Genomic DNA, 23,237 nt, shown 5'->3' on the forward strand with positions numbered 1-23,237 from the left:
GGACTGCCCGGACGTTACCCATCGGTATGGCTCCGGGATAGGGGTTTCCGTACAGATGTTTTATGCGTCACACACCGCCTTCATACTGCCCGCAGACTAGTCGACGGCCACCGTGGCCGGTAAGGAACCGCAGGTGGACGCGGGTCACGGCGGACGGAACACCTTACGGACGGATGGCCACAGGTCTTAGGGTGACACGCATGCGAGTCCACGTGGTGAGTGACGTGCACGGGAACAGTCAGGATCTGGAGAAGGCGGCGGACGGGGCGGATGCCCTGGTCTGTCTCGGCGACCTCGTCCTCTTCCTCGACTACGCCGACCACTCCCGCGGCATCTTTCCCGACCTCTTCGGCGTCGAGAACGCCGACCGCCTGGTCGAACTCCGCACCGCCCGCCGCTTCGAGGAGGCCCGCGAGCTCGGCAACCGGCTGTGGGAGGGGATCGACCGCAACACGGCCATCGAGTCCGCCGTACGCAGGCAATACGCCGAGCTGTTCGCGGCCTTCCCCACCCCGACGTACGCCACCTACGGCAATGTCGACATACCAGCACTCTGGCCGGAATACGTCGAATCCGGCACCACGATCCTCGACGGCGAGCGGGTCGAGATCGGCGGCCTCGTCTTCGGATTCGTCGGCGGGGGCTTGCGCACGCCGATGCGCACCCCGTACGAGATCGACGACGAGACGTACGCCGAGAAGATCGCGGCGCTCGGCGGCCGCGGCGAGGTGGACGTGCTGTGCACCCACATACCGCCGGAGGTGCCGGACCTCTGCTACGACACCGTCGCGCGCCGCTTCGAGCGCGGCAGCGAGGCGCTGCTGGACGCGATCCACACCCTTCGTCCCCGTTACTCGCTTTTCGGCCATGTCCATCAGCCGCTCGTCCGCCGCATGCGGATCGGCGCCACCGAATGCGTCAACGTCGGACACTTCGCCTCCACCGGCACCCCCTGGACCCTGGAGTGGTGACCCGCGCGCGATAGCCTTCACCGGCAGACACCCCATGCGGCGGACCGGTACGGAGGAGCCACGGCGATGGCGGAACACACCAGCTCGAGCATCACGATCGAGGCGGCACCGGCCGACGTGATGGAGGTGATCGCCGACTTCGACCGTTACCCGGAGTGGTCCGGTGAGGTGAAGGAGGCCGACGTCCTGACCAAGGACGAGCAGGGCCGCGGCGAGCAGGTGCGGATGGTGCTCGACGCCGGGGCCATCAAGGACGACTACACGCTCCAGTACACCTGGGACGGCGACCAGGTCAGCTGGTCCCTGCTCAAGTCCCAGATGCTGCGCACCCTGGACGGCTCCTACCGGCTGGCCGCGCGGGACGGCGGCACGCGCACCGAGGTGACGTACCAGCTCACCGTCGACGTCAAGATCCCCATGCTCGGCATGATCAAGCGCAAGGCCGAGAAGGTCATCATCGACCGCGCGCTCGCGGGTCTGAAGAAGCGGGTCGAGGCCGCGTAGTTCCGCTTCGGCGCGCGGCCGCCACCATGGGGCGGGGAGCGGGCCGGTGGCGGGGTACGCTCCGGCGGAGGCGGCCACCGGGAGCCGCACCGCACACCCACGAAACATCCCGCCGGAGGCTCCTTTCATGCGTACGGTCCTCGTCACCGGTACGGGCGGCGCGGGCCGCACCACCGTGGCCGCCGCGACCGCCCTCGCCGCCGCCCGCGAAGGACAGCGCACCCTGCTGCTCACCGCGGACCGCGACGGCACGCCCGAGGCGCTGCTCGGCATCGGCCCGCTGCGCGGCGGGCCCGGGCGCAGCGCCGACCGGCTGCCGTGGTCCGTACCCGTCGCGCTGACGCCGGGGCTGTGGGCCGCCCGGATCGTCACCGAGGAGTGGTTCCGCGACGAGCTGACCGCCCTGCAGGACCGCGGCCACGGCATGCTCGACATGCTGGGCTCGACCCCGCTGGACGGCGAGGAGGTCACCGCGCTCCCCGGGGCGGAGTCGGTCGCGCTGCTCCGCGCCCTGCGCGCCGCGCAGACCGCGCCGCCCGGCACCGGCTGGGACGTTCTCGTGGTCGACCTGCCGCCCGCGCCGGAGACCGTCGCCCTGCTCGCCCTGCCCGAACAGCTGCGCCGCTATCTGCGGCGGCTGCTGCCCGCCGAGCGGCAGGCGGCCCGCGCGCTGCGGCCGATGCTGGCCCAGCTGGCCGGGATGCCGATGCCCGCGCAGAAGCTGTACGAGACGGCCGAGCGCTGGGAGCGCGAGCTGGCCGCCGTCCAGGACGTCCTGGAGTCGGAGGCCACGACCGTACGGGTGGTGGTGGACCCCGGACCGCTCGCCGACCGCGCGCTGCGCACCGCCCGCGCCGGGCTGGCGCTGCACGGCTGCCGGGTGGAGTCGGTCGTCGCCAACCGGCTGCTGCCCACCGGCACCCCCGACCCGTGGCTCGGGGCGCTGTCCGGTCAGCAGCAGGCCTCGCTGAAGGAGCTGTACGAGCAGTGGACGCCGGACGTGCCGATCCGCGAGCTGCCGCATCTGGGCCGCGATCCGCAGGGGCTCGGCGACACCGCCGACAGCGGCCCCGGTGACGCGTCCGGCGGCCCCGGTGACGTCTCCGGAGTCGTCTCCGGAGTGGTGGTCTCCGGCGGGGGCGGCGGCCCCCGCCCGGCCGCCGGACTCGCCGCGCTGGCCGGGCCCGTCGGGGCGCCCGACCCGCGCCCTGACCGCCCGGCGGCCGACCCGTGGAGCGTCGAGGACCGGCTGGCCGACGAGGGGGCGCTGCTGTGGCGGCTGCCGCTGCCCGGCGCCGACCGGGACGGGCTGAGCCTGGTCCGGCGCGGCGACGAACTGATCGTCACGGTCGGGCCGTTCCACCGCGTGCTGCCGCTGCCGTCCGCGCTGCGCCGCTGCACGGTCTCCGGGGCCGGGTTGCGCGACGGCCATCTGCAGGTCCGCTTCACCCCGGACCCCGACCTGTGGCCGAAGCGGCCCTGACCGCTTCCGGCGGAAGGACCCTCGCCCGTCATTCCGGTAACGTCGAGAACAAGCCCGGTTGAACGAACGGACCGGGCAGCCAGCCTCCCCGCCGCAGGAGTTCGCCATGAGCGATGCCACCGAGCGCCCCGCAGACGCCCCGGGCACCGACGTACCGGTCACCGAGATCGACCCCGACGCCTGGGAGCGCGCCTGCGCCGAGGACCTGGCCGCCGAGAAGGCCCGGCGGCAGGCCCGCGGGGGCGGCGAGGAGCCGGGCAGCGCCGCCGAGGAGCTGCGCAAGCTGGCCGACGCCGTCGCGGAGAAGCTGGCCGGGCTGCAGACCCCGCTCGCCGGTACGGCGGTGGAGGGGGCCGTACAACAGTTGATCGCAGGAGCGAAGGCGGCCGTCGAACCGGTCATCGAGCGCAATCCCGACGTATTCGAGCATCTCGCCAGCGCCGGAAGCGAACTGCTCGCCGCCTACCGGGCCGCCGTGACGGGCCAGGAGCAGCGTTGGGCCCAGAGCGGCGACAGCGGGCGGACGTCCGGCGGGGACGAAAGTCAGAGTTCGAGTAGTGAACACATCGACCTCGATTGAGCGCTACCTCCGGTACCGTTAGCCGTGGCGGGGTTCGACCAAATAACTGAGGGACTCATGGGACTCACCATCGGCGTCGACATCGGCGGCACGAAGATCGCGGCCGGCGTGGTCGACGAAGAGGGCTCGATTCTCGAAACGAGCCAGGTTTCGACCCCGCCGACCCCCGAGGGAGTCGTCGACGCCATCGCGGACGCCGTGCGCGACGTCAGCACCGGTCATGACATCGAGGCCGTCGGCATCGGCGCGGCCGGTTATGTGGACGACAAGCGCGCCACCGTGCTCTTCGCGCCCAACATCAACTGGCGGCACGAGGCGCTGAAGGACAAGGTCGAGCAGCGCGTCGGCCTGCCCGTCGTCGTCGAGAACGACGCGAACGCGGCCGCGTGGGGCGAGTACCGGTTCGGCGCCGGAGCGGGCCACGACGACGTCGTGTGCATCACGCTCGGCACCGGCCTCGGCGGCGGCATCATCATCGGCGGCAAGCTGCACCGCGGCCGCTTCGGCGTCGCGGCCGAGTTCGGCCACATAAGGGTCGTCCCCGACGGTCTGCTGTGCGGCTGCGGCAGCCAGGGCTGCTGGGAGCAGTACGCCTCCGGCCGCGCCCTGGTCCGCTACGCCAAGCAGCGTGCCGCCGCCACCCCGGAGAACGCCGAGATCCTGCTCGGCCTCGGCGACGGCACCGCCGAGAACATCGAGGGCAAGCACATCAGCGACGCCGCCCGCCAGGGCGATCCGGTCGCCATCGACTCCTTCCGCGAGCTGGCCCGCTGGGCGGGGGCCGGGCTCGCCGACCTCGCCTCGCTCTTCGACCCCTCGGCGTTCATCGTCGGCGGCGGGGTCTCCGACGAGGGCGATCTCGTCCTGGAGCCGATCCGCAAGTCGTTCCGCCGCTGGCTGGTCGGCAATCAGTGGCGGCCGCACGCCCAGGTCCTCGCCGCCCAGCTCGGCGGCAAGGCCGGGCTCGTCGGCGCCGCCGACCTCGCACGCCAGGGCTGACGTTCAAGGGGGGAGCGTGGTGCTCGCGGATCTGCCCGCCTCCACCACCGGCCCGGACGCGGCCGTGGTGCGGGTGCTCAGCTACAACGTCCGCTCGCTGCGCGACGACCGCGAGGCGCTGGCCCGGGTGATCCGGGCCTGCGCCCCCGACGTGGTCTGCGTCCAGGAGGCGCCGCGCTTCTTCCGCTGGCGCAAGGCCGCCGCGTGGCTGGCCCGGGAGACCGGCCTCGTCTACGCCACGGGCGGGGCCACCGCCGCCGGACCCATGATCCTCACCTCGCTGCGCGCCCACGTCGAGCGGTCCGAGGACATCCTGCTGCCCCGCGTCCCCGGCCTGCACCGGCGTGGCTTCGCCACCGCCGTGCTGCGCTTCGGCGGCGGCCACCGGGACCCCGAAGGCACGGGTGGCACCGAAAGCACGGGCGGCGCCGAAAGCACGGGTGGCACGGGTGGCACGGGTGGCACGGGCGGCACCGGCGCCATCCGGCTCGGGGTCATCAGCTGCCATCTGAGCCTGGCCGCGGCCGAGCGCTACGACCAGGCCGGGATGCTGCTGGACCGGATCGCCGCGCTCGGCGTGCCGTACGCCGTCGCCGCCGGTGACATCAATGAGCAGCCCGACGGCCGCGCCTTCCGCCGTATCGCCGGAACGCTGCGGGACGGCTGGGCCACCGAGCCGTGGGGGAGCGAGGCCACCTTCGACCCGGGCGATCCGCGCCGCCGCATCGACGCGCTGTTCGCGACCGACGGCATCGAGATCATCGGCTGCGGGGTGCCGTCCGGGCTGCCCGGCGTCGACGACGCCGACCTGCGGGCGGCCACGGACCACCTCCCGGTCCTGGCCGCGCTCCGGCTGCCCCGCACGCCCGCGTCGTCCGCGTAAACGTCAGCCGATCAGCCGAGAGGTTCAGACGACGGCACCCCGGCCGGGGTCCTCGTCCTCCTCGTCGTCGCTGTCCTTCATCCGCATGACCAGCGTGACGAAGCCGCCCAGGAAGCCGCCGACGCCCAGCGTCGTGATCCACCAGGTCAGCTCCACCCGGAACAGCACCACGCCGAGCAGCAGCAGCGGCCCGCCCAGCACGCCCAGCCAGGCGAACCGGGACGTGGTGTCGGACTCCGGGAGCGGCGGCGGCTCGGGCGGGACGAAATGGCCCTCGTCGGTCTCGTCGAAGTCGCTCTCGGAGGGCTCCTCGGCGTCCCAGTCGCGCGGGCCCACGCCCGGCGCATACACGATGAAGCTGCCGACGGGCTTGTCGCCCTTCGTGTCGGGCTTCTCCGTCTTGGTGAGGGCGTCCGGCGCCGCCGCGCCCGGGCGCTCGTCCTCGACGTCGGGGTCGAAGTCGTCCTCGAACCGGTCTTCCGGCCCGTCGTCCAGCTCGCCCAGCGGGTCCTCACGCCGGGAGTCCTCGCGGCCCCACTTCTCGGTCAGATTCTCGGCCGCGGGCCACCGCTCCGCGCCCGGCGGGTCCGGCGGCTCCTCCCCGTACGCGGCGACGATCGCCGCGAAGGCGGCATCGTCGTCCCGGCGCGCCCCCGCCTCGTTCTCGTTCGAATCGCGCTCAGCCACTGGCCGCTGCCCCCTCCCTCCCGCTGATGTCCCCGGGATGTCCCCCGTTGTCCTGTCCCATACCCGCGGTCAACCGGGTGATGAACGTGTCCGTCTCCTCGAAGATGAACTCGGCGTCGTAATCCAGCGTCGCCACGTGGTAGCTGTGCTCCAGCAGCCGTTCGGTGACGTCCCGGGACGAGACCTGGCTGAGGATGCGCTCGGAGTCGGCCGACGGCACCACATGGTCCTGCGGGCTGTGCATCACCAGCAGCGGCTGGGTCACCTGCGGCAGTTCGGCGTCGACCACCCGGTAGAAGCGGCGCATCGAGTGCACGGCGTGCAACGGCATCCGGTCGTATCCGCATTCCTGGGAACCCGGCTTGGCGATGTCGCTCACGATCCCCTTGACGGAGGGCACCAGATGACGCAGCACCGGAAGAGCCACGGCCAGCGGATCGTGGATCCGGTTGGCCGGATTCACGACGGCGACACCGCTGATCCCCGCGCCGTGCTGGGCGGCCAGCCGCAGCGCCAGCGCGCCGCCCATCGACAGCCCGCAGACGAAGACCCGGGCGCACCGCTCGCGCAGCGCCCGCAGCTCCCGGTCGACCTCGGCGTACCAGTCCTGCCACCCGGTGACCGCGAGATCCTGCCAGCGGGTCCCGTGGCCGGGCAGCAGCGGAAGCGAGACGGTCAGCCCGCGCCGCGCCAGGTGCTCGGCCCAGGGGCGCACCGACTGCGGGGAACCGGTGAAGCCGTGACAGACGAGGACGCCGATCTCTCCGCCGTCGTGGCGGAACGGCTCGGCTCCGGGGAGGAGCGGCACCACGGATCTCCGTTCGGTGGTGAAGCGGTCAACGGGACCTCAGCGTACGCGGCGCGCCGCACCGGGGGTAGGCAGGTTAAGGTCTCCTCGTCGGATACAGGAGGTTCTCGGTTGTTCTACGGTGCAATGAAGCTGTCGGTGGGTGGGACGTTGAAGCTCGCCTTCCGGCCCTGGGTCGAGGGACTGGAGAACGTCCCCGACGAGGGGCCGGCCATTCTCGCGAGCAACCACCTCTCCTTCTCCGACTCCTTCTTCCTGCCCGCGATGCTCGACCGGAAGGTCACCTTCATCGCCAAGCAGGAGTACTTCACCACTCCGGGGATCAAGGGCAGGCTGACGGCCGCGTTCTTCAAGGGCGTCGGCCAGCTGCCGGTGGACCGCTCGGGAAGCCGGGGCGCGGGCGAGGCCGCGATCAAGGCCGGCATCGAGGTCATCAAGCGCGGTGAGCTGTTCGGCATCTATCCGGAGGGCACGCGCTCCCCGGACGGCCGGCTCTACCGCGGCAAGCCCGGCGGTCTGGCGCGCGTCGCGCTGGCGACGGGCGCGCCGGTGATCCCGGTCGCGATGATCGACACCGAGAAGATCCAGCCGCCGGGCAAGGTGATGCCCAAGCTGATGCGTCCCGGCATCAAGATCGGCAAGCCGCTGGACTTCAGCCGCTACCACGGCATGGACGGCGACCGCTTCATCCTGCGCTCGGTGACCGACGAGGTCATGTACGAGATCATGAAGCTGTCCGGCCAGGAGTACGTCGACATCTACGCGACCGCCGCCAAGCGGCAGATCGCGGACGCGGAGGCGGCCCGGAAGCAGGCCGAGAAGGCCGAGAAAGCCGAGAAGGCCGAGACGACTGCGGACAAGGACAAGGACAAGGGCAAGGACAAGACCGGGGCGTAAAGCGCGCCGGACCCGGGGGTGGGGGGAAGTTGGCGCCGCAGCCCAAGCGCGAGCGTGTCGTACGCATGTCCGTGGAGCAGCCGCTGTGGCAGGCGCTGACCGCCTACCGGGTGCTCACGCTGATCTACGCGCTCTGTCTCTTCGTCTACTCCTTCTACGGCTACGACCGTCCGATGGGCGCCGCCGCCTATATGGCGGTGCTCACCGTATGGACGGCGCTGACGTTCCGTATGGTCTCCTCCGCCGAGCGCTGCACCCGGCGCTTCCTGATCGGCGACCTCGCGGTCGCGATCACCGGCATCCTGCTCACCCCGCTGGTCGACACCCACGACCGGATCGCCGAGGGCACGCCCACGCTGCCGTCCATATGGACGGCGGGCGCGGTCCTCGGCTTCGCCATCAAGGGCGGCTGGCGGTGGGCCGCGTGGGCGTCGACGATCGTGTGCGCGGCGAACATCATCGAGCGCGGCGGGTTCGCCCAGGACACCGTCCACATGCTGATGCTGGTGTGGGTGGCGAGCGTGGCCATCGGGTACGTCGTGGAGGTCGCCCGCGCCAGTGAGCGCACCCTGGCCCGCGCGCTGCGCATCGAGGCGGCGACCCGCGAACGCGAGCGGCTGGCCCGGGACATCCACGACAGCGTCCTCCAGGTGCTGGCCATGGTGCAGCGGCGGGGCGCCGCGATCGGCGGCGAGGCGGCCGAACTGGGCCGGATGGCGGGGGAGCAGGAGATCGCGCTGCGCTCGCTGGTGGCCACCGGTCTGGTCACCCCGCCGCGCGGCGCGGCCGACGACCGTACGGATGCCACGGACCCGCAACCACCGTCCGCTCCCGTCGCCGCCGCCCCTCGGCCCGAGCTGCCCGAGGACGCCGACGAACCCTGCGATCTGCGAGCCCTGCTCGCCCCGCACGCCGGATCGCAGGTCACCTTCTCCGAACCGGGTGCCCCGGTGATCCTCCCGGCGGCCGCGGCGGGGGAGTTGGCGGCCGCTGTCGGTGCGGCGCTGGACAATGTACGGGTGCACGCGGGCGAGGGGGCCCGGGCCTGGATCCTGCTGGAGGACGAGCCGGGCGCGGTCATGGTCACCGTCCGGGACGACGGGCCCGGCATCCCGGAGGGCAGGCTCGCCGACGCCGAGCGGGAGGGACGGCTCGGGGTCGCCCTGTCGATCCGGGGCCGGCTGCGCGACCTCGGCGGCACCGCCGAGTGGATCTCGGCGCCGGGCCAGGGCACCGAGGTGGAGCTGACGGTTCCGAAGCTTGCGGCGAGTGGGAAAGGGACGACTGCACGATGACCGACGACCGGGAAGCCGCACGGCCGGTGACCGTGATGGTGGTGGACGACCACCCGATGTGGCGCGACGCCGTCGCCCGCGACCTGGCCGAGGCCGGGTTCGACGTGGTGGCCACCGCCGGGGACGGGCCGCAGGCGGTCCGCCGGGCCAAGGCCGCCGAGCCCGACGTCCTGGTGCTCGACCTCAACCTGCCCGGGCTGCCCGGCGTCGAGGTCTGCAAGGAGGTCGTCGCCGCCCACCCCACGCTGCGGGTGCTGGTGCTCTCCGCGAGCGGTGAGCACGCGGACGTCCTGGAGGCGGTCAAGTCCGGCGCCACCGGCTATCTGGTGAAGTCGGCCAGTACCGAGGAGCTGCTGGACGCGGTGCGCCGTACCGCCGTCGGTGACGCCGTCTTCACCCCGGGCCTCGCCGGTCTGGTGCTCGGCGAGTACCGGCGGCTGGCGAGCGAGCCCGCCCCCGTCACCGCCGACCAGCCGGTCGCCCCGCAGCTCACCGAGCGGGAGACGGAGGTGCTGCGGCTGGTGGCCAAGGGGCTCTCGTACAAGCAGATCGCCGAGCGCCTGGTGATCTCCCACCGCACCGTGCAGAACCACGTCCAGAACACCCTGGGCAAGCTCCAGTTGCACAACCGGGTGGAGCTGGTCCGGTACGCCATCGAGGCCGGGCTCGACGACGCCTGAGGCCCACCCGCTCGAACGGGTGAAGTTCAAAACCAACTCCCCTGGGCGGAGCGGGAATCGCTTTCCGCCCCATCCCCTGTGACCTGGATCACCGTTAGCGTGGCCCCGTACCGGGCCCAATCTCGGGATTTCAGCGGCAGAAGGGATGAAAAGGATGCGGGTCGGAGTGCTGACCGGCGGCGGTGACTGCCCCGGGCTCAACGCGGTCATCCGCGCCGTCGTGCGCAAGGGCGTGAAGGAATACGGCTACGACTTCGTCGGCTTCCGGGACGGCTGGCGCGGTCCCCTCCAGAACGACACCGTTCCCCTCGACATCCGCGCGGTACGCGGCATCCTGCCGCGCGGGGGCACCATCCTCGGCTCGTCCCGCACCAACCCCTTCAACAGCGAGGACGGCATCCGCCGGGTCAAGGAGACCCTGGCCAAGCAGGAGGTCGACGCGCTCATCGCGATCGGCGGCGAGGACACCCTCGGCGTCGCCTCCCGGCTCTCCGGCGACTACGGAATCGCCTGCGTCGGCGTTCCCAAGACCATCGACAACGACCTCTCCGCCACGGATTACACCTTCGGCTTCGACACCGCCGTCAACATCGCCACGGAGGCCATCGACCGCCTCCACACCACCGCCGAATCCCATATGCGGGTGCTGGTGGTGGAGGTGATGGGCCGCCATGCGGGCTGGATCGCCCTCCACGCCGGACTCGCCGGCGGCGCCAACGTCATCCTCATCCCCGAGCAGCGTTTCGACGTCGACCGCATCTGCGCCTGGGTCGAATCCCGCTTCAAGATCCGCTACGCCCCGATCGTCGTCGTCGCGGAGGGCGCGATGCCGAAGGGGGGCGACGCGGTGCTCAAGGACGAGTCCCTGGACTCCTTCGGTCACGTGCGGCTCTCCGGTATCGGGGAGTGGCTGGCCAAGGAGATCGAGAAGCGCACCGGCAAGGAGGCCCGTACGACCGTCCTGGGTCACGTGCAGCGCGGCGGCACCCCCAGTGCCTTCGACCGCTGGCTGGCCACCCGCTTCGGCCTCCACGCGATCGATGCCGTCCGGGACCAGGACTTCGGCAAGATGGTCGCCTTGCGCGGCACCGATATCGTCCGCGTCCCCCTGGCCGAGGCGACGGCCCGCCTCAAGACGGTGGACCCGTCGCTGTACGCGGAGGCGGAGGTCTTCTTCGGCTGACGGTTCCTCAAGTCCGCTGCTCCCGCCGGTGCGTCGCCCGGCGGGAGCAGTGCTTTTCGGTGGTCGCGCCTGAGAGAAATTCTGTCAGTGCTAGACATCGGGCTCTCGCTATGTCTAGCATTGCTAGCAGGTTGAGCGGCGCTCGACAGGGGGTCGGCGCCGCGACGAGAGGGGAACACCTGCCATGCCTACCGCCGCCACCACCGCCGCCACCGTGATCACCTGGGCGATCGCCGTCGGGATCATCCTCATCGGCGCCCGCAGCCTGTGGGTCCCGGAGGCCGCGGCGGACTTCGGTATACCCGGCACCCGCACCGAGGACCCCAGCGTCCGCGCCTGGCTGTCCGTCCTGGCCGTCCGCGACATCGGCTACGGCCTCTTCCTGCTGATCGTGCTGCTCGGCGCAGGCACGCACCTGCGCGGCTGGATGATGCTGGCCGGCTCACTCGTCACGCTCGGGGACACGCTCATCACGAAGCTCAGCGGCGGACCCGCCAAGGCGTACCTCGGCATCCACGCCACCACCACTGTGGTCATGGCCGCCGCCGGCGCCGTGCTGCTGCTGTCCTGACCGCGGCCACCGACGCTCCCCCGCGAGGGGATGCCCGCCGAGGGGAGCACTCCGGTGCTCCCCTCGGCGGGCATCTCGGTGTCAGACCCGCACAGCCGCCAGCAGGTCCGCCACCAGCACCGCCCCGTTCCGCGACAGCACCGACTCCGGGTGGAACTGCACCCCGGCGAAGCCCGGCCCCCGCAGGGCGTGCACCTCCCCGTTCACCGCGTCCCGGCTCAGCTCCACCCGGTGCATCGCCAACTCCGCCTCCACGCCCTCATCGCACCGCGCGGTGAAAGTGTTGTAGAAGCCCACCGTCTCCTGGCGCCCGAAGAAGTCGATCCGCTCCTGCGCCCCCTGGAACGGCACGTCCTTCCGTACGATCTCCAGCCCCAGCTCCGCCGCGATCAGCTCGTGCCCCAGGCACACCCCGAGCAGCCCGTGCCGGTGCCCGGCCACCAACTCCGCCGTGAGCCCCCGCAGGAACCGCATCTTCGGGTCCGTGGAGTCACCGGGGTCCCCCGGCCCGGGGCCGAGCACGACGGGCCCCTCGTGCGCCAGCGCGGCGCCCCGCACGCCCGGCTCGTCATACCGCCGCACCGTCACCGTCAGCCCCGCCATCCGCAGCAGATGCGCGAGCATCGCCGTGAAGGTGTCCTCGGCGTCGATCACCAGCGCGTGCCCGGACAGCAACCCCTCCGCGGACTGCATCCGCAGCCAGAACGGCGCCAGGTCCGCCCGCCGCGCGTCCAGCGCCGCCCGCACCCGCGGATCGTCCGCGAGCCGGGGGCGCGGGCCCGCCCCGGCCCGTACGGGCGCCTCCCGCACACCCAGCGCGGTCAGCACCCCGGCTGCCTTGGCGTGGGTCTCGGCGACCTCCCCGCGCGGGTCGGAGTGGCGCACCAGCGTCGCCCCGACCGGTACCCGCAGCACGCCGTCGCCGTCGATGTCGGCGGTGCGGATGAGGATCGGCGAGTCGAGGGTCTGGGCGCCGCCGCCGTCGCGTCCGATGAGCGCGAGCGCCCCCGCGTAGTAGCCGCGGCCCTCCGGCTCGTAGCGCTCGATCACGCGGCACGCGTTCTGCACGGGTGAGCCGGTGACGGTCGCCGCGAACATCGTCTCCCGCAGCACGTCCCGTACGTCCAGCGAGGACCGCCCGCGCAGTTCGTACTCGGTGTGCGCGAGGTGCGCCATCTCCTTGAGCCGCGGTCCGACGACGACACCGCCCATGTCGCCGACGGTGCACATCATCTTCAGCTCCTCGTCCACGACCATGGACAGCTCCTCCACCTCCTTCGGGTCGTGCAGGAACTCCAGCAGCCCTTCCGCCGTCGCGCCGCCCGCCGGATAGCGGTACGTCCCGCTGATCGGGTTCATCACGACCGTGCCCCCGGACATCCGTACGTGCACCTCCGGGCTGGCCCCCACCAGCGTCCGCCCGCCGCCCAGCCGTACGACGTACGTCCAGTACGCGCCCCGCTCACCGGCGAGCAGCCGCCGGAAGAGCGCGAGCGCGTCGGTACTCGCGAACCCCGGGATCTCCCCCTGAAAGGTCCGTCGAATGACGAAGTTCGCCCCCTCACCGGTGCCGATCTCGTCCTCGATGACCCGGCTCACGATCTCCGCGTACGCGTCGTCGTCGACATCGAAGCGCCCGCCCTCGACCCGCACGTCGTGCGCGGGCAGTGCGTCCAGCAGCTCGGCGAGCGGCAGCGCGTACGTGGTCTCGGGCCGCAGTACGGCCAGCGGCGTCCCGTCGTCCCGGACGTCGAACCCCCGCTCCCGGATCTGCCGGAACGGCACCAGCGCGAGCGCGTCGCTCACCGCGCCGCCGCCCTCCGGCGCCCCGGTCGGCAGCGGGATGTCGGTCAGCCGCTCCACCTCACCGGCCGGGCCGATGAGCACGTCCACGGTGTCGGGCGCATGGCCGGGCGTACGGCGGTGCAGCAGGGCGAAGGGCGGGCAGTCGTCGGCGAGCAGCCGGGCGACGACGGCCTGGGCGTCTGCGTTGTGCATGGCGGGTTCCTTCCGGAGAGGAGGAACGACCCGCGGAAACGCCGAAGGCCGCCCCTCGGGCGGCCTTCGCGTGAGTCTGTCTCAGTGCGCGCGATTCAGTGGGCCGCCGGATGAGCGGTCCACCACCAGGTCATGGTCAGTCGCGCGAACATGGTCCGGACTCTACCTCAGTTCCACGGGTTGGCGGGCTGGTCGTTGATCGCCGCCCAGAAGCGGGTGCCGTCGGGTACGTAGCCGTACGCCCAGAAGGACCAGCCACCGCTGGCCTCCAGGTTGGCGCCGTAGCGGCCGTCGTGGAACTCGGCCATCCGCCAGTCCGCGCCGTAGTACTGCGCGCATACGGCGTCCGCCGTCGCCCGGCTGGTCAGCGACTTGCCCAGCACGGGCGGCGTCGCGGCGACGGTGCCGCGCGCCCAGCCCGCGTAGAAGTCCGGAGTGATCCCGGCGGGCACGGCGCTGCCGCTGACTCTCAGGCACAGCATGGGCAGCGTCGCGGTGGCGGCGGTGTCGCCGTTGTACGCGTCGGTCGCGGAGTCGGCGCCGACCCGGATGGTGCCGTTGCCCTTGGCGAGCACGGTCCACGTCATCCCGGACGGGATGGCGGACGAGTCCGCCTGGGCGGGTGTGGCGCCCAGCGACATCAGTACGAGCGAGGCGGCGGCCGCGAAGGCGGCGGCACCGCGGCGGAGCAACTTCCTCATGGGACTACTCCTTCGGATGGGGACCGGCCACGGGGGCGGGCCGGTCACCCGAACAGCGTCCGAGGAAGGCACGGTTCCATCGCGGCTTCTTCACGGTATGGCCGTAAGTGGCTGACGGACGCCCGAACGCCCGTCCTTGCGCAAGGCGTCTCGTGTGTGCTTGGTACGGACCTTCGTTATGCGGAACGCCTGCCGACGGAGGTGAGGTCGATGTCGAGGGTGAAGGGCGTCGTGACCTTGAGCTGGTTGTGGTGGATGCCGGTCGAGGAGAAGCCTTCCGTGGCCGGGTCGCGCTCGTAGACGTAGACCACGGTGCGCCCCTTGTCGTTCTCCACCCGCCAGTAGTGCCGGATGCCCGCCTTCGCGTACTTCCGGGGCTTGGCGTCGCGGTCCCGCTCCTCCGAGTCCGGCGACACGGCCTCGACGGCCAGCACGACGTCCTCCGGGAGGTAGTACGTGGACGGCTCGTCCCGCTCGTACGCCTCGCTGGTCACCACGACGACGTCCGGCTCGGGAGCCTGGCGCTTGGTGAGCCGCACGGTTATCTCACGATCGGCCCGCAACCCGCCCGGTGCCTGCCGGGAGCTCGGTGTGTGGGGGGAAGTCCAGGCAGCCGCAGGAGTCCTCGGCGGTGAAGCCGCCGGGAGGCGGTGCGGTGCTCATGGCTGCGGCACGGTTCCCTTCCGTGTGTGTGGACGGTGTGGAGGCCGCCACCCCGGGCGCCGGGGCTGTCGGTGGGGGCCGTTAAGTTACAGGGCCCGCGTATCGGTCTGATGTGTGGTCATCGCCATGCTCTTCAACAGGGGGAACCGCTCTGTCCACGAACGCACCGCCGCCCCAGGGCCACAGCCCTTCCTACCCGGCGCAGCAGCCGTACCCGTACGGTCAGCCCCAGTACGGCCAGCAGCCGTATGGTCAGCCGCAGTACGGCCAGCCCCACCCGGGCGCGCCCGCCCCGCCGCCTCCGCCCCGGCCCAGCCGCTTCGGCCGCCTCAGCCGTCAGACGAAGATCCGTCTGATCGCTATCCCGCTGGCCGTGATCGCCTACGGCATCTGGTACGCCGTGGGCGACCACGACAGCTCCAGTCCGACCAGCCCCAACACGGACAGCACCAGCGCGTCCGCCGCCGACGTCGGTGACTGCCTCCAGAACAAGGGCTCCGAGAGCGACCCGGACCTCACCATCGTGGACTGCGGTGGCGCCACCGCGGACTACAAGGTGAAGCAGCGCGAGGCGCTCGACTACACCTGCGATCCGCAGTACGCCACGTACCAGCTGACGCGGAACGGCAGGCCGCAGTTCACCTTGTGCATGGAGCACATCAGCAAGTAGGCCGGTGCGCTCGGGGCTGTGAGGTGAGCTGTGAGCTGTGAGTCCGGGGCCGTGTGCTCCGCCGGAGGGCGGAGCACACGGCCCCGGAGTGTCTTGTGGGCCTCGTGGGCGTCGTGCGCCTCGTGGGCGTCGTGGGTGGGCGGAACGGCCGGTGGCGCCCTGGCCGGATGCCGGGTGCGGGTCTCGTCTCGGTTCCGGTGATTGGAGCATTAGGGGCGGTGGGGGCCGCAGCCCGCCGTTGCCTTCGGGCGGTTCGCTCTGGCTGGGGCCGGTGGCGGCTCCGCGCCCTCGTGGCGTGGGCGGTGTCGGGCTGCGGGTGCGTCAGGGGCACCCCAGAACCCGGTTGAGGTGGTTCACAGACACCGGCACCGTGGTTTTCCGGCGTGGCGGTGTCCGTAAGCTGCCTCAATGTCACCGGCCGTGGTGTGCCGGGCCACTTGCGGTGCGTTTGGGTCGTGTTGATGCGTCAGATGCACCGCTGGTGTGGACCAAAGCCACCGCAATGCCGTCAGACGGCGACGGCGCGGCGTGGCCACCGGGCCCTGCCAATGCTCCATCGCCGAAGGCGCGACGAAAGCCGCGCCTTCGGGATCAGAGTTCGCCGTTCGCTGTCGCGGTGACGAAGTCGCCGAAAGCGGCGGGGGAGAGGAGCAGGACGGGCCCGTCGGGGTTCTTGGAGTCGCGGACGGCCACCCGGCCGGGTATCTCGGCGACCTCGACGCATTGGCCTTGGTCGCTGCTGTAGCTGGACTTGCGCCACTTAGGACTGCGTTCCATAGCGTTCCTCCATTACGCGGGCGATGAGATCTGCCGAGTCCTGGATGGACAGGGCGGCAGCCTGGAGGTGAGCGTAACGGAGCGTGCGGGCGGTGATGTCCTCCGGATTCGCGGTCAAGTGGCCAGCTTCGTAACCCTCGCTGAAGGCGAGATCTGGCCCGTTGCGGAAGCGGAAGAGAGTGAACGCACCTGTGAGACCCACGTGTGCGCCAGCGGTGAAGGGCAGCACCTGGATGTGTACTGCTCTGTGGTCGCGGAAGGCCAACAGATGGGCGAGTTGGCTTCGCATGATCTCCCGGCCGCCGACGACCTGATGCAGCGCGGCTTCGCCGAGAATCACCCAGATCAGCGCCGGGTTCTGCCGCTCCAGGATGAGTTGACGATCCAGTCGGTTCGCCAGCTTGGCGCTGAGCTCGTCTTTGTGGAGGACACCGAGCACCTCCTGCGCGTACCCCTTGGTCTGGAGAAGGCCATGCACCACTGACGGCTCGAAGAAGTACGCCTGGGCGGCCTCCGCCTCCAGGTCGTCGATTTCCTTGGCTTGCAGCGGCACTTGGAAACACAGCGCCATATCCAGCAGCCTCAGCAACGCGCCACCCGTGTTCAGCACGTCGTCCAGCTGCATCGTGAACCGCCGCGTCGGAATCTTCCGCGCCGTCTCGTACTGGCCGATGAGCGAACCCGTGCAGTACACCTTCCCGCCCAACTGATCCTGGGTGAGGCCCGCGGCCTCCCGGTACCGGCGTAGCTCCGCACCGAGGTGATGCATCGGAGACGTAGTCGGGTCCAGCTTTCGGATGTTCGGCATGACAGCCCCCCAACAACCAGCACGTTGTGTTCGCGAGGTAGCCCACGGTAATCGTCTGAATCCATCCTTGTGGCGTGAACGAAGACATTGCGTACCCACCGCCCCACTACCACCTGAACTTCACCGCGCTGTCCGCGCACGCGGCCTGCCACATCCGCCGTATCGTCCGTACGTACCTCGCCATGTGGGACATGCCGCACCTGGCCGAGCCCGCCGGGCTCGCCGTGACGGAGCTCCTCGCCAACGTGATCAAGCACGTGCCGGACCGGAGCTGCACCGTGGCGCTGCTCGCGCAGGAGGGGAAGCTGCGGGTCGAGGTAGGGGACAGCTCGACCGCCGTACCCGCGAAGCGCGCCGCGGGGCCGTGGGACGAGAACGGGCGGGGGCTGGCGATGGTGGAGCTGGTCACGGACGCGTGGGGCGTGGAGCGAACCCCGGGGGCGCCGGGGAAGACGGTGTGGTTCGAGCTCAAAGCGTGAGGCGGGGCGTCTCATACCGTGGGCGGCGGGCTGGACACGGATGAAGACCCCGTAACCTTGTCCGGGTGACCGTGAACGCTGAATCCCACGCCGGTGGCAACACCTGGCAGTCCCTTCCCGCGGCGCAGCAGCCTGACTGGCCGGACCAAGAGGCTCTGCGCGATGTGATCGCTGAGCTCGAGGCCTATCCGCCGCTCGTCTTCGCGGGCGAGTGCGACCAGCTGCGGCACCGTCTGGGGGCCGTGGCCCGGGGCGAGGCGTTTCTGCTGCAGGGCGGTGACTGCGCCGAGGCCTTCGACGGTGTGAGCGCCGACCACATCCGTAACAAGCTGAAGACGCTCCTGCAGATGGGCGCCGTGCTGACCTACGCCGGGTCCGTCCCGGTGGTGAAGGTCGGCCGGATCGCCGGCCAGTACAGCAAGCCGCGCTCGAAGCCGACCGAGACCCGCGACGGGGTCACCCTGCCCACGTACCGCGGGGATTCGGTCAACGGCTTCGAGTTCACGGAGGCGGCGCGGATCCCGGATCCGCAGCGGCTGAAGCGGATGTACCAGGCGTCGGCCTCGACGCTGAACCTGGTCCGCGCCTTCACCACCGGCGGCTACGCCGATCTGCGGCAGGTGCACGCCTGGAACCAGGACTTCGTGAAGTCGTCCCCCTCGGGGCAGCGCTACGAGGCGCTGGCGCGCGAGATCGACCGGGCGCTGAACTTCATGAACGCCTGCGGGGTGGACCCGGAGGAGTTCAAGACCGTCGAGTTCTTCTCGTCGCACGAGGCGCTGATCCTGGACTACGAGTCGGCGATGACCCGCACCGACTCGCGGACCGGCGACCTGTACGACGTGTCCGGCCACATGGTGTGGATCGGCGAGCGCACCCGGCAGCTGGACGGGGCGCACATCGAGTTCGCGTCGAAGATCCGTAACCCGGTGGGTGTGAAGCTCGGCCCGACGACCACGCCCGAAGAGGCGCTGACGCTGATCGAGAAGATCGACCCGGACCGGGAGCCGGGCCGCCTCACCTTCATCACGCGGATGGGCGCGGACAAGGTCCGCGACAAGCTGCCGCACCTGGTGGAGAAGGTCACCGCGTCCGGTGCGCAGGTGGCGTGGATCTGCGACCCGATGCACGGCAACACCTTCGAGGCCGCGTCGGGCCACAAGACGCGCCGCTTCGACGACGTGCTGGACGAGGTCAAGGGCTTCTTCGAGGTCCACAAGGAGCTGGGCACCCACCCGGGTGGCATCCATGTGGAGCTGACCGGTGACGACGTCACGGAGTGCGTGGGCGGCGGCGACGAGATCTTCGTCGACGATCTGCACCAGCGCTACGAGACGGCCTGCGACCCGCGGCTGAACCGCAGCCAGTCGCTGGACCTGGCGTTCCTGGTCGCGGAGATGTACCGGGACCAGTAGAGATCATTTCTATGCCTGTGGGGCGCGGATCACATCGATCCGCGCCCCGCGGCGTTGTAAGGCTCCGGCATGGCAGGTAAGGTAAGGGTTACCTTATTGATCAACGCTGGAGAGTCTGCCCGTGTACGTCTGCTCATGCTTCGGCATCACCGAGAAGCAGGTGCGCGAGCACGCCGCCAAGGGCGCGTGCACCCCGCGCCAGATCGCCGGTGCCTGCAAGGCGGGCACGGACTGCGGTTCCTGCGTACGCAAGATCCAGGCGCTGCTGGGCCGGGGCGGGTGCCCGCGCCGTGACGCCCCGCTGGAGCCCGTCACGCTGCCTGCTGCTGCCGCCGCCGCGACGGTCGAGGCCGCCGAAGCCGCCTAGCCGCGTCAGCTGCCGCTCGGCTGCTCGATCTGCTGGGCGATGTAGAGCGGCTCGCCCAGCTTCTCGATCAGTGCGAGCTGGGTGTCGAGGTAGTCGATGTGCTCCTCCTCGTCGGCGAGGATGCTCTCGAAGATGTTGGCCGAGGTGATGTCGCCCTTGGACCGCATCAGCTCGATGCCGCGCTTGAGCCGGTCGATGGCCTCGACCTCCACCTGGCGGTCGGCCTGGAACATCTCGGTGATCGTCTGGCCCACCCGGACGTGGAAGAGCCGCTGATAATTGGGGAGACCATCCAGAAGGAGGATCCGGTCGGTGAGCATCTCCGCGTGCTTCATCTCATCGAACGACTCCGACCGGGTGTATGCGGCCAGTCGTGTCCAGCCATTGTTGTCCTGCATCTTCGAATGCAGGAAATACTGATTGATGGCCGTCAGCTCGCCGGTCAGCTGCTCGTTGAGGAATTCCAGAACCTCGGGGTCGCCCTGCATCGAAGGGGCTCCTTCCCATCAGAAGGGGGAATGCCAGGTTCCGGCATCGTTGCATCGTCGCAGCTGGGGCGTCCAGCAAGGGCACGCTTAGTGCGAGTTGCCCCGGCGCCGCATGCCCTGGTCCCGACCACCCCCGGCGGTCTGAGAGCATGGAGTCCATGGGTCAGCCGGAGCACCGTGAGGGAGAGCTCGCGCAGCTGCCTCCGGGCCAGCGACTGCAGCGCGGGTGGCCGGTTACGCACTATGGACCGGTCCCGAAATTCCGGCCGGACCGCTGGGAGTTCCGGGTCTTCGGCGCGACCGCGGACGGGGAGAAGCGCCGCTGGACGCATGAGGAGTTCTCCGCCCTGCCTTACTCGACGGTCGTCGCCGATCTGCACTGCGTCACCAAGTTCTCCATGCTGGGCGCGGAATGGGGCGGCGTCGCGGCGAGCGAGATCATCGAGCTCGCGCCGCCGGCGCCCGACGTCACGCACGTCATGGTGTGGGCGGAGTACGGCTTCAGCTCGAATCTGCGGCTGTCGGACTTCATGACCGAGGCGGTCATGTTCGCCACTCACAAGGACGGCGAGCTGCTGACCGCCGAGCACGGCTTCCCGCTGCGGCTGATCGTTCCGCACCTCTACGCGTGGAAGGGCCCGAAATGGGTCCGCGGCGTCGAGTACATGACCGCCGACCGGCGCGGCTTCTGGGAAGAGCGCGGCTACCACAACGTCGGCGACCCCTGGCGCGAGCAGCGCTACACGTACCAGGAGGAGCCGGGCGACGGCCCCGAGCTGTAGGGCCGCCGTGCCGCTCAGTTGGTGCGGCTGGACCAGCCCTCGGGGAGGGCGCCGGGCGCTGTCGCGATGACCGATTCGTCGTCCGCGCCGACGTGCTCGAAGAGGGTGATCCTGGCGAACTCGGGGACGACGTACACCGGGTACGTCGGGCCCTGGTCGCGGTAGGCGCGCATCGCGTCGAGGTGGTCGTTCTGGTAGCAGACGGTCCGCTCGCCGTGCTCCTCGACCCAGTGCGGGAAGAAGATCACGCCGTGCAGACGGCGCTTGCGCGGCATGACGTTCACCGAGACGGAGGTGCCGGTGGGCTCGTTCCAGGAGACCTTGAAGCTGTCGTCGTCCAGCTGGACCAGATCCACGTGCTGGTCCTTGACCCAGCGGCCGCCGACCATGCCGGAGTGAATGCGGTAGTCGATGGTGTGGTCGTTCTTCACGTACATCTCGTACTGCCAGCCGTTGGCGTAGGTGTAGATGAAGCGGTGTCCGACGATCCCGGAGAGGTCCTGCGGGGGGACGGGGCCGGCGACGGTGGTCATGGTTTGTACTGCCTCCTCGGGGTGGGATCCAGGGTCACCTCTCCATTTTGCAACAAAACTGTTTTGAGGCAAAACCAGTGGCCCCGGCAGAATGGGGTCCATGGACACCGCGACTGAGTTCGGCCGACTCCTCGGCCCCTTGCGCAGGGCCGTCCTGCGCACCCGCCACACCGCAGGGCTCCCCGAACTGCCCGAGGCCCAGATCGAGCTGCTGCGGGTGCTCGCCGCGGGGGACGCGACCCCGCGTGAGGTCGCGTCCCGCCTGCGCGTCGCGCCGTCCACCGTGAGCAATCTGGTCCGAACGATGACCGCCGCCGGCCTGGTCGAGCGCACCCCCTCCACCGTCGACCTGCGCACCGTCCGGCTGACCGCCTCGCCCAAGGCGCTGGACATGCTCGACGCCTACGACCGCACCAGCACGGCCGCCCTGCGCCGGGCCCTGGACGGCCTCGCCCCGTCGAGCCGCGAGGCGCTGGAGCGGGCGCTGCCCGTGCTGGACGATCTGCTCATCGCCCTGGAGGCGGAGGCGCCGGGGGAGGGGTGACCGGGCCGGGTCAGTGGTACTGATGCACCACCGCGTGGCCCTTCCCGCGCCCGATCATCCACTTGTTGACCGGCGTGGTGATGACGAAGGCGACCGCGAAGGACAGGGCCAGGCTCAGCCAGAACAGGGCGTCGGAGAGGGTCGCGTCCATCGCGCCCGGGAACAGCAGGATCGTTCCGTTGTCCGCCAGCTCCATCACGATGATCGATACGGTGTCCGCCGCCAGGGCGACCCGTAGTGCGCTCCGCAGGTCGAGCCCCGCGCGGAGGACGCCGCGCATCGTGAGGGAGTAGCCGAAGACGAAGGCCAGCACGATCGCCAGGATCATGGTCGGGGCGTTGTGCCAGGCCAGAGCCGTGCCGATGGCCATGCCCAGGATCTCGCCGATGGCGCAGCCGGTGAGGCAGTGCAGGGTGGCCTGGGCGGCCATGGGCCAGTCGGCGGGTGCGGGGCCGTGGTGGTGGCCGTGGCCGGTTTCGCCGTGCGCGTGGTGCTCCATGTGATCCATGTCGGATGCCCCCATGGGGTAGTAGCGATCCTTCGGCAGAAGGAACGCTATACCCCTGGGGGGTATTCCTCAACGGGTGTGCCGTTATCCGTCCCGCAGGGCCTTGAGCCGTGCGACGTCCGCCGCGTGCCCCTCGGTCCCGCCCGGGGTCTCGATCACCAGCGGCACCCCCTGCGTCGCCGGATGCGTGAACAGCTCCCGGAAGGGCTCCTCGCCGATGTGCCCGGCGCCGATGTTCGCGTGCCGGTCCTTGTGCGCGCCGACCACGTCCTTGGAGTCGTTCGCGTGGATCAGCTTCAGCCGCCCCGCGCCGGTGACGTCCACCAGCTCGTCCAGCGTCTGCTTCATCCCGCCGGGGGCGGCCAGGTCATGACCGGCGGCGAAGACATGGCAGGTGTCGAGGCAGACGCCCAGCTTCGGATGCCGGTCCAGCGCCTCGAAGTACGGGCCGAGATCCTCCACCAGCGCGCACAGGGATGTGCCCTGCCCCGCGGTCGGCTCCAGCAGCAGGGGCGGGTCGTCGTCATGCGTCAGCTCGTCCAGCAACGGCAGCACCCGCTCCCGCACCTGCGCCATCGCCGTCCCCCGCGCCCGCCCGCCGGTCGCCGAACCGGTGTGCACGACGACCCCGAGCGCCCCGATGTCCCGGCCGCGGCGGAGCGAATGCCGCAGCGAATCGACGGAGCGCTCGGCGGTGGCCTCGGTGTGCGAACCGAAGTTGATCAGGTACGGGGCGTGGATGTACACCGGCACCGACCGCTCGGCGCACCCGGCGCGGAACGCCTCGTCCTGGGCCGGGGTGCCGGTCGGCGTGGCCCAGCCGCGCGGATTGGCGACGAAGACCTGCACGGCCTCGGCGCCGATGTCGCGCGCGTGCGGAAGGCCGGTGGTGGCGAGGCCACCGGCGACGCGGATGTGGCCGCCGATGGGGTTGCGGCTGCGGTTCGTACTCACCCCTCCAGC

The 23,237-nt window shown here is 70.7% G+C and carries 29 protein-coding genes; 17 read left to right on the forward strand and 12 right to left on the reverse strand.

What is annotated here, in order from left to right:
* The first annotated feature begins 200 nt into the window (after window positions 1-200).
* The 6 genes from ACFZCY_RS07485 (at window position 201) to ACFZCY_RS07510 (ending at window position 5,420) form a co-directional block, all read left to right on the forward strand.
* On the forward strand, window positions 201-971 hold the full coding sequence (locus tag ACFZCY_RS07485) for a metallophosphoesterase (protein WP_391170063.1): 771 nt from the start codon (window positions 201-203) through the stop codon (window positions 969-971).
* A 66-nt stretch (window positions 972-1,037) separates the two neighbouring features.
* Window positions 1,038-1,475 carry an SRPBCC family protein gene (locus ACFZCY_RS07490; protein ID WP_391170064.1) on the forward strand — a complete coding sequence of 146 codons (438 nt, stop codon included), beginning with the start codon at window positions 1,038-1,040 and terminating at the stop codon, window positions 1,473-1,475.
* A 127-nt stretch (window positions 1,476-1,602) separates the two neighbouring features.
* Window positions 1,603-2,958 carry an ArsA-related P-loop ATPase gene (locus ACFZCY_RS07495; RefSeq protein WP_391170065.1) on the forward strand — a complete coding sequence of 452 codons (1,356 nt, stop codon included), beginning with the start codon at window positions 1,603-1,605 and terminating at the stop codon, window positions 2,956-2,958.
* 106 nt (window positions 2,959-3,064) lie between these two features.
* On the forward strand, window positions 3,065-3,538 hold the full coding sequence (locus ACFZCY_RS07500) for a DUF5304 family protein (RefSeq protein ID WP_391170066.1): 474 nt from the start codon (window positions 3,065-3,067) through the stop codon (window positions 3,536-3,538).
* A 57-nt stretch (window positions 3,539-3,595) separates the two neighbouring features.
* Window positions 3,596-4,537, forward strand: a complete 942-nt coding sequence (locus ACFZCY_RS07505; RefSeq protein WP_391170067.1) for an ROK family glucokinase — start codon at window positions 3,596-3,598, stop codon at window positions 4,535-4,537.
* A gap of 16 nt (window positions 4,538-4,553) precedes the next feature.
* Entirely contained in the window at window positions 4,554-5,420 is an 867-nt protein-coding gene (locus tag ACFZCY_RS07510) for an endonuclease/exonuclease/phosphatase family protein (protein WP_391170068.1), read from the forward strand.
* 24 nt (window positions 5,421-5,444) lie between these two features.
* On the opposite strand, the gene ACFZCY_RS07515 is transcribed toward ACFZCY_RS07510, so the two are convergent.
* Window positions 5,445-6,107, reverse strand: a complete 663-nt coding sequence (locus tag ACFZCY_RS07515; RefSeq protein WP_391170069.1) for a hypothetical protein — start codon at window positions 6,105-6,107, stop codon at window positions 5,445-5,447.
* Window positions 6,100-6,915, reverse strand: coding sequence for an alpha/beta fold hydrolase (locus tag ACFZCY_RS07520; protein ID WP_391170070.1), 816 nt, complete (start codon window positions 6,913-6,915; stop codon window positions 6,100-6,102). The genes ACFZCY_RS07515 and ACFZCY_RS07520 overlap by 8 nt, the downstream gene beginning before the upstream one ends.
* 126 nt (window positions 6,916-7,041) lie before the next feature.
* Here ACFZCY_RS07520 and ACFZCY_RS07525 point away from each other — a divergent pair, with 126 nt between their 5' ends.
* The 5 genes from ACFZCY_RS07525 (at window position 7,042) to ACFZCY_RS07545 (ending at window position 11,541) form a co-directional block, all read left to right on the forward strand.
* Entirely contained in the window at window positions 7,042-7,812 is a 771-nt protein-coding gene (locus ACFZCY_RS07525) for a 1-acyl-sn-glycerol-3-phosphate acyltransferase (protein WP_391170422.1), read from the forward strand.
* Between the two features lie 65 nt (window positions 7,813-7,877).
* A complete protein-coding gene (macS, locus tag ACFZCY_RS07530; protein ID WP_391170425.1) occupies window positions 7,878-9,107 on the forward strand; it encodes a MacS family sensor histidine kinase in 1,230 nt (409 codons plus the stop codon).
* Window positions 9,104-9,787 (forward strand): response regulator, encoded by a 684-nt coding sequence (locus ACFZCY_RS07535; RefSeq protein ID WP_391170071.1) that lies wholly within the window; start codon window positions 9,104-9,106, stop codon window positions 9,785-9,787. Before macS ends, ACFZCY_RS07535 begins: the two co-directional genes overlap by 4 nt.
* 154 nt (window positions 9,788-9,941) lie before the next feature.
* Window positions 9,942-10,970 carry an ATP-dependent 6-phosphofructokinase gene (locus ACFZCY_RS07540; RefSeq protein WP_391170072.1) on the forward strand — a complete coding sequence of 343 codons (1,029 nt, stop codon included), beginning with the start codon at window positions 9,942-9,944 and terminating at the stop codon, window positions 10,968-10,970.
* A gap of 184 nt (window positions 10,971-11,154) precedes the next feature.
* Window positions 11,155-11,541 carry a DUF4267 domain-containing protein gene (locus ACFZCY_RS07545; RefSeq protein ID WP_391170073.1) on the forward strand — a complete coding sequence of 129 codons (387 nt, stop codon included), beginning with the start codon at window positions 11,155-11,157 and terminating at the stop codon, window positions 11,539-11,541.
* An 81-nt stretch (window positions 11,542-11,622) separates the two neighbouring features.
* Here ACFZCY_RS07545 and ACFZCY_RS07550 read toward each other — a convergent pair whose 3' ends face one another.
* The 4 genes from ACFZCY_RS07550 to ACFZCY_RS07565 form a co-directional block, all read right to left on the reverse strand.
* Entirely contained in the window at window positions 11,623-13,539 is a 1,917-nt protein-coding gene (locus ACFZCY_RS07550) for a chorismate-binding protein (protein WP_391170074.1), read from the reverse strand.
* Window positions 13,540-13,634: 95 nt separating this feature from the next.
* Window positions 13,635-13,691, reverse strand: coding sequence for a trp operon leader peptide (locus ACFZCY_RS07555; RefSeq protein ID WP_106516695.1), 57 nt, complete (start codon window positions 13,689-13,691; stop codon window positions 13,635-13,637).
* 15 nt (window positions 13,692-13,706) lie between these two features.
* A complete protein-coding gene (locus tag ACFZCY_RS07560) occupies window positions 13,707-14,240 on the reverse strand; it encodes a hypothetical protein (RefSeq protein ID WP_391170075.1) in 534 nt (177 codons plus the stop codon).
* Window positions 14,241-14,416: 176 nt separating this feature from the next.
* Complete coding sequence (locus ACFZCY_RS07565; protein ID WP_391170076.1) at window positions 14,417-14,779, reverse strand: Uma2 family endonuclease; 363 nt, start codon at window positions 14,777-14,779, stop codon at window positions 14,417-14,419.
* 497 nt (window positions 14,780-15,276) lie between these two features.
* Between ACFZCY_RS07565 and ACFZCY_RS07570 the strand changes: the two genes are divergently transcribed.
* Window positions 15,277-15,573: a hypothetical protein gene (locus tag ACFZCY_RS07570; protein ID WP_391170077.1), complete on the forward strand. Its 297-nt coding sequence runs from the start codon at window positions 15,277-15,279 to the stop codon at window positions 15,571-15,573.
* Window positions 15,574-16,164: 591 nt separating this feature from the next.
* Here ACFZCY_RS07570 and ACFZCY_RS07575 read toward each other — a convergent pair.
* Together ACFZCY_RS07575 and ACFZCY_RS07580 are read right to left on the reverse strand one after the other, a co-directional pair.
* Window positions 16,165-16,350: a DUF397 domain-containing protein gene (locus ACFZCY_RS07575; RefSeq protein WP_391170078.1), complete on the reverse strand. Its 186-nt coding sequence runs from the start codon at window positions 16,348-16,350 to the stop codon at window positions 16,165-16,167.
* On the reverse strand, window positions 16,334-17,158 hold the full coding sequence (locus ACFZCY_RS07580; RefSeq protein ID WP_391170079.1) for a Scr1 family TA system antitoxin-like transcriptional regulator: 825 nt from the start codon (window positions 17,156-17,158) through the stop codon (window positions 16,334-16,336). Before ACFZCY_RS07580 ends, ACFZCY_RS07575 begins: the two co-directional genes overlap by 17 nt.
* A 74-nt stretch (window positions 17,159-17,232) precedes the next feature.
* On the opposite strand from ACFZCY_RS07580, the gene ACFZCY_RS07585 reads away from it, so the two are divergent.
* The 3 genes from ACFZCY_RS07585 (at window position 17,233) to ACFZCY_RS07595 (ending at window position 19,419) form a co-directional block, all read left to right on the forward strand.
* On the forward strand, window positions 17,233-17,637 hold the full coding sequence (locus tag ACFZCY_RS07585; protein WP_391170080.1) for an ATP-binding protein: 405 nt from the start codon (window positions 17,233-17,235) through the stop codon (window positions 17,635-17,637).
* A gap of 65 nt (window positions 17,638-17,702) precedes the next feature.
* Window positions 17,703-19,052 carry a class II 3-deoxy-7-phosphoheptulonate synthase gene (locus tag ACFZCY_RS07590; RefSeq protein ID WP_391170081.1) on the forward strand — a complete coding sequence of 450 codons (1,350 nt, stop codon included), beginning with the start codon at window positions 17,703-17,705 and terminating at the stop codon, window positions 19,050-19,052.
* Window positions 19,053-19,173: 121 nt separating this feature from the next.
* Window positions 19,174-19,419: a (2Fe-2S)-binding protein gene (locus tag ACFZCY_RS07595; RefSeq protein WP_391170082.1), complete on the forward strand. Its 246-nt coding sequence runs from the start codon at window positions 19,174-19,176 to the stop codon at window positions 19,417-19,419.
* A gap of 5 nt (window positions 19,420-19,424) precedes the next feature.
* Here ACFZCY_RS07595 and bfr read toward each other — a convergent pair whose 3' ends face one another.
* Window positions 19,425-19,907: a bacterioferritin gene (gene bfr / locus ACFZCY_RS07600; RefSeq protein WP_391170083.1), complete on the reverse strand. Its 483-nt coding sequence runs from the start codon at window positions 19,905-19,907 to the stop codon at window positions 19,425-19,427.
* Window positions 19,908-20,065: 158 nt separating this feature from the next.
* Between bfr and ACFZCY_RS07605 the strand changes: the two genes are divergently transcribed.
* Window positions 20,066-20,689 (forward strand): molybdopterin-dependent oxidoreductase, encoded by a 624-nt coding sequence (locus tag ACFZCY_RS07605; RefSeq protein ID WP_391170084.1) that lies wholly within the window; start codon window positions 20,066-20,068, stop codon window positions 20,687-20,689.
* A gap of 14 nt (window positions 20,690-20,703) precedes the next feature.
* On the opposite strand, the gene ACFZCY_RS07610 is transcribed toward ACFZCY_RS07605, so the two are convergent.
* On the reverse strand, window positions 20,704-21,222 hold the full coding sequence (locus tag ACFZCY_RS07610) for a phenolic acid decarboxylase (RefSeq protein WP_391170085.1): 519 nt from the start codon (window positions 21,220-21,222) through the stop codon (window positions 20,704-20,706).
* A gap of 100 nt (window positions 21,223-21,322) precedes the next feature.
* Between ACFZCY_RS07610 and ACFZCY_RS07615 the strand changes: the two genes are divergently transcribed.
* Window positions 21,323-21,766, forward strand: a complete 444-nt coding sequence (locus tag ACFZCY_RS07615) for a MarR family transcriptional regulator (RefSeq protein WP_391170086.1) — start codon at window positions 21,323-21,325, stop codon at window positions 21,764-21,766.
* A 10-nt stretch (window positions 21,767-21,776) separates the two neighbouring features.
* Here ACFZCY_RS07615 and ACFZCY_RS07620 read toward each other — a convergent pair whose 3' ends face one another.
* Both ACFZCY_RS07620 and ACFZCY_RS07625 read right to left on the reverse strand, forming a co-directional pair.
* Entirely contained in the window at window positions 21,777-22,289 is a 513-nt protein-coding gene (locus tag ACFZCY_RS07620; RefSeq protein WP_391170087.1) for a DUF4396 domain-containing protein, read from the reverse strand.
* Between the two features lie 69 nt (window positions 22,290-22,358).
* The gene (locus ACFZCY_RS07625) at window positions 22,359-23,228 is read right to left on the reverse strand and encodes a deoxyribonuclease IV (RefSeq protein ID WP_391170088.1); all 870 of its coding nucleotides are present in this window, start codon (window positions 23,226-23,228) and stop codon (window positions 22,359-22,361) included.
* Window positions 23,229-23,237: the final 9 nt, after the last annotated feature.

The organism is Streptomyces sp. NPDC007983, from assembly GCF_042958345.1.
GTDB lineage: Bacteria > Actinomycetota > Actinomycetes > Streptomycetales > Streptomycetaceae > Streptomyces.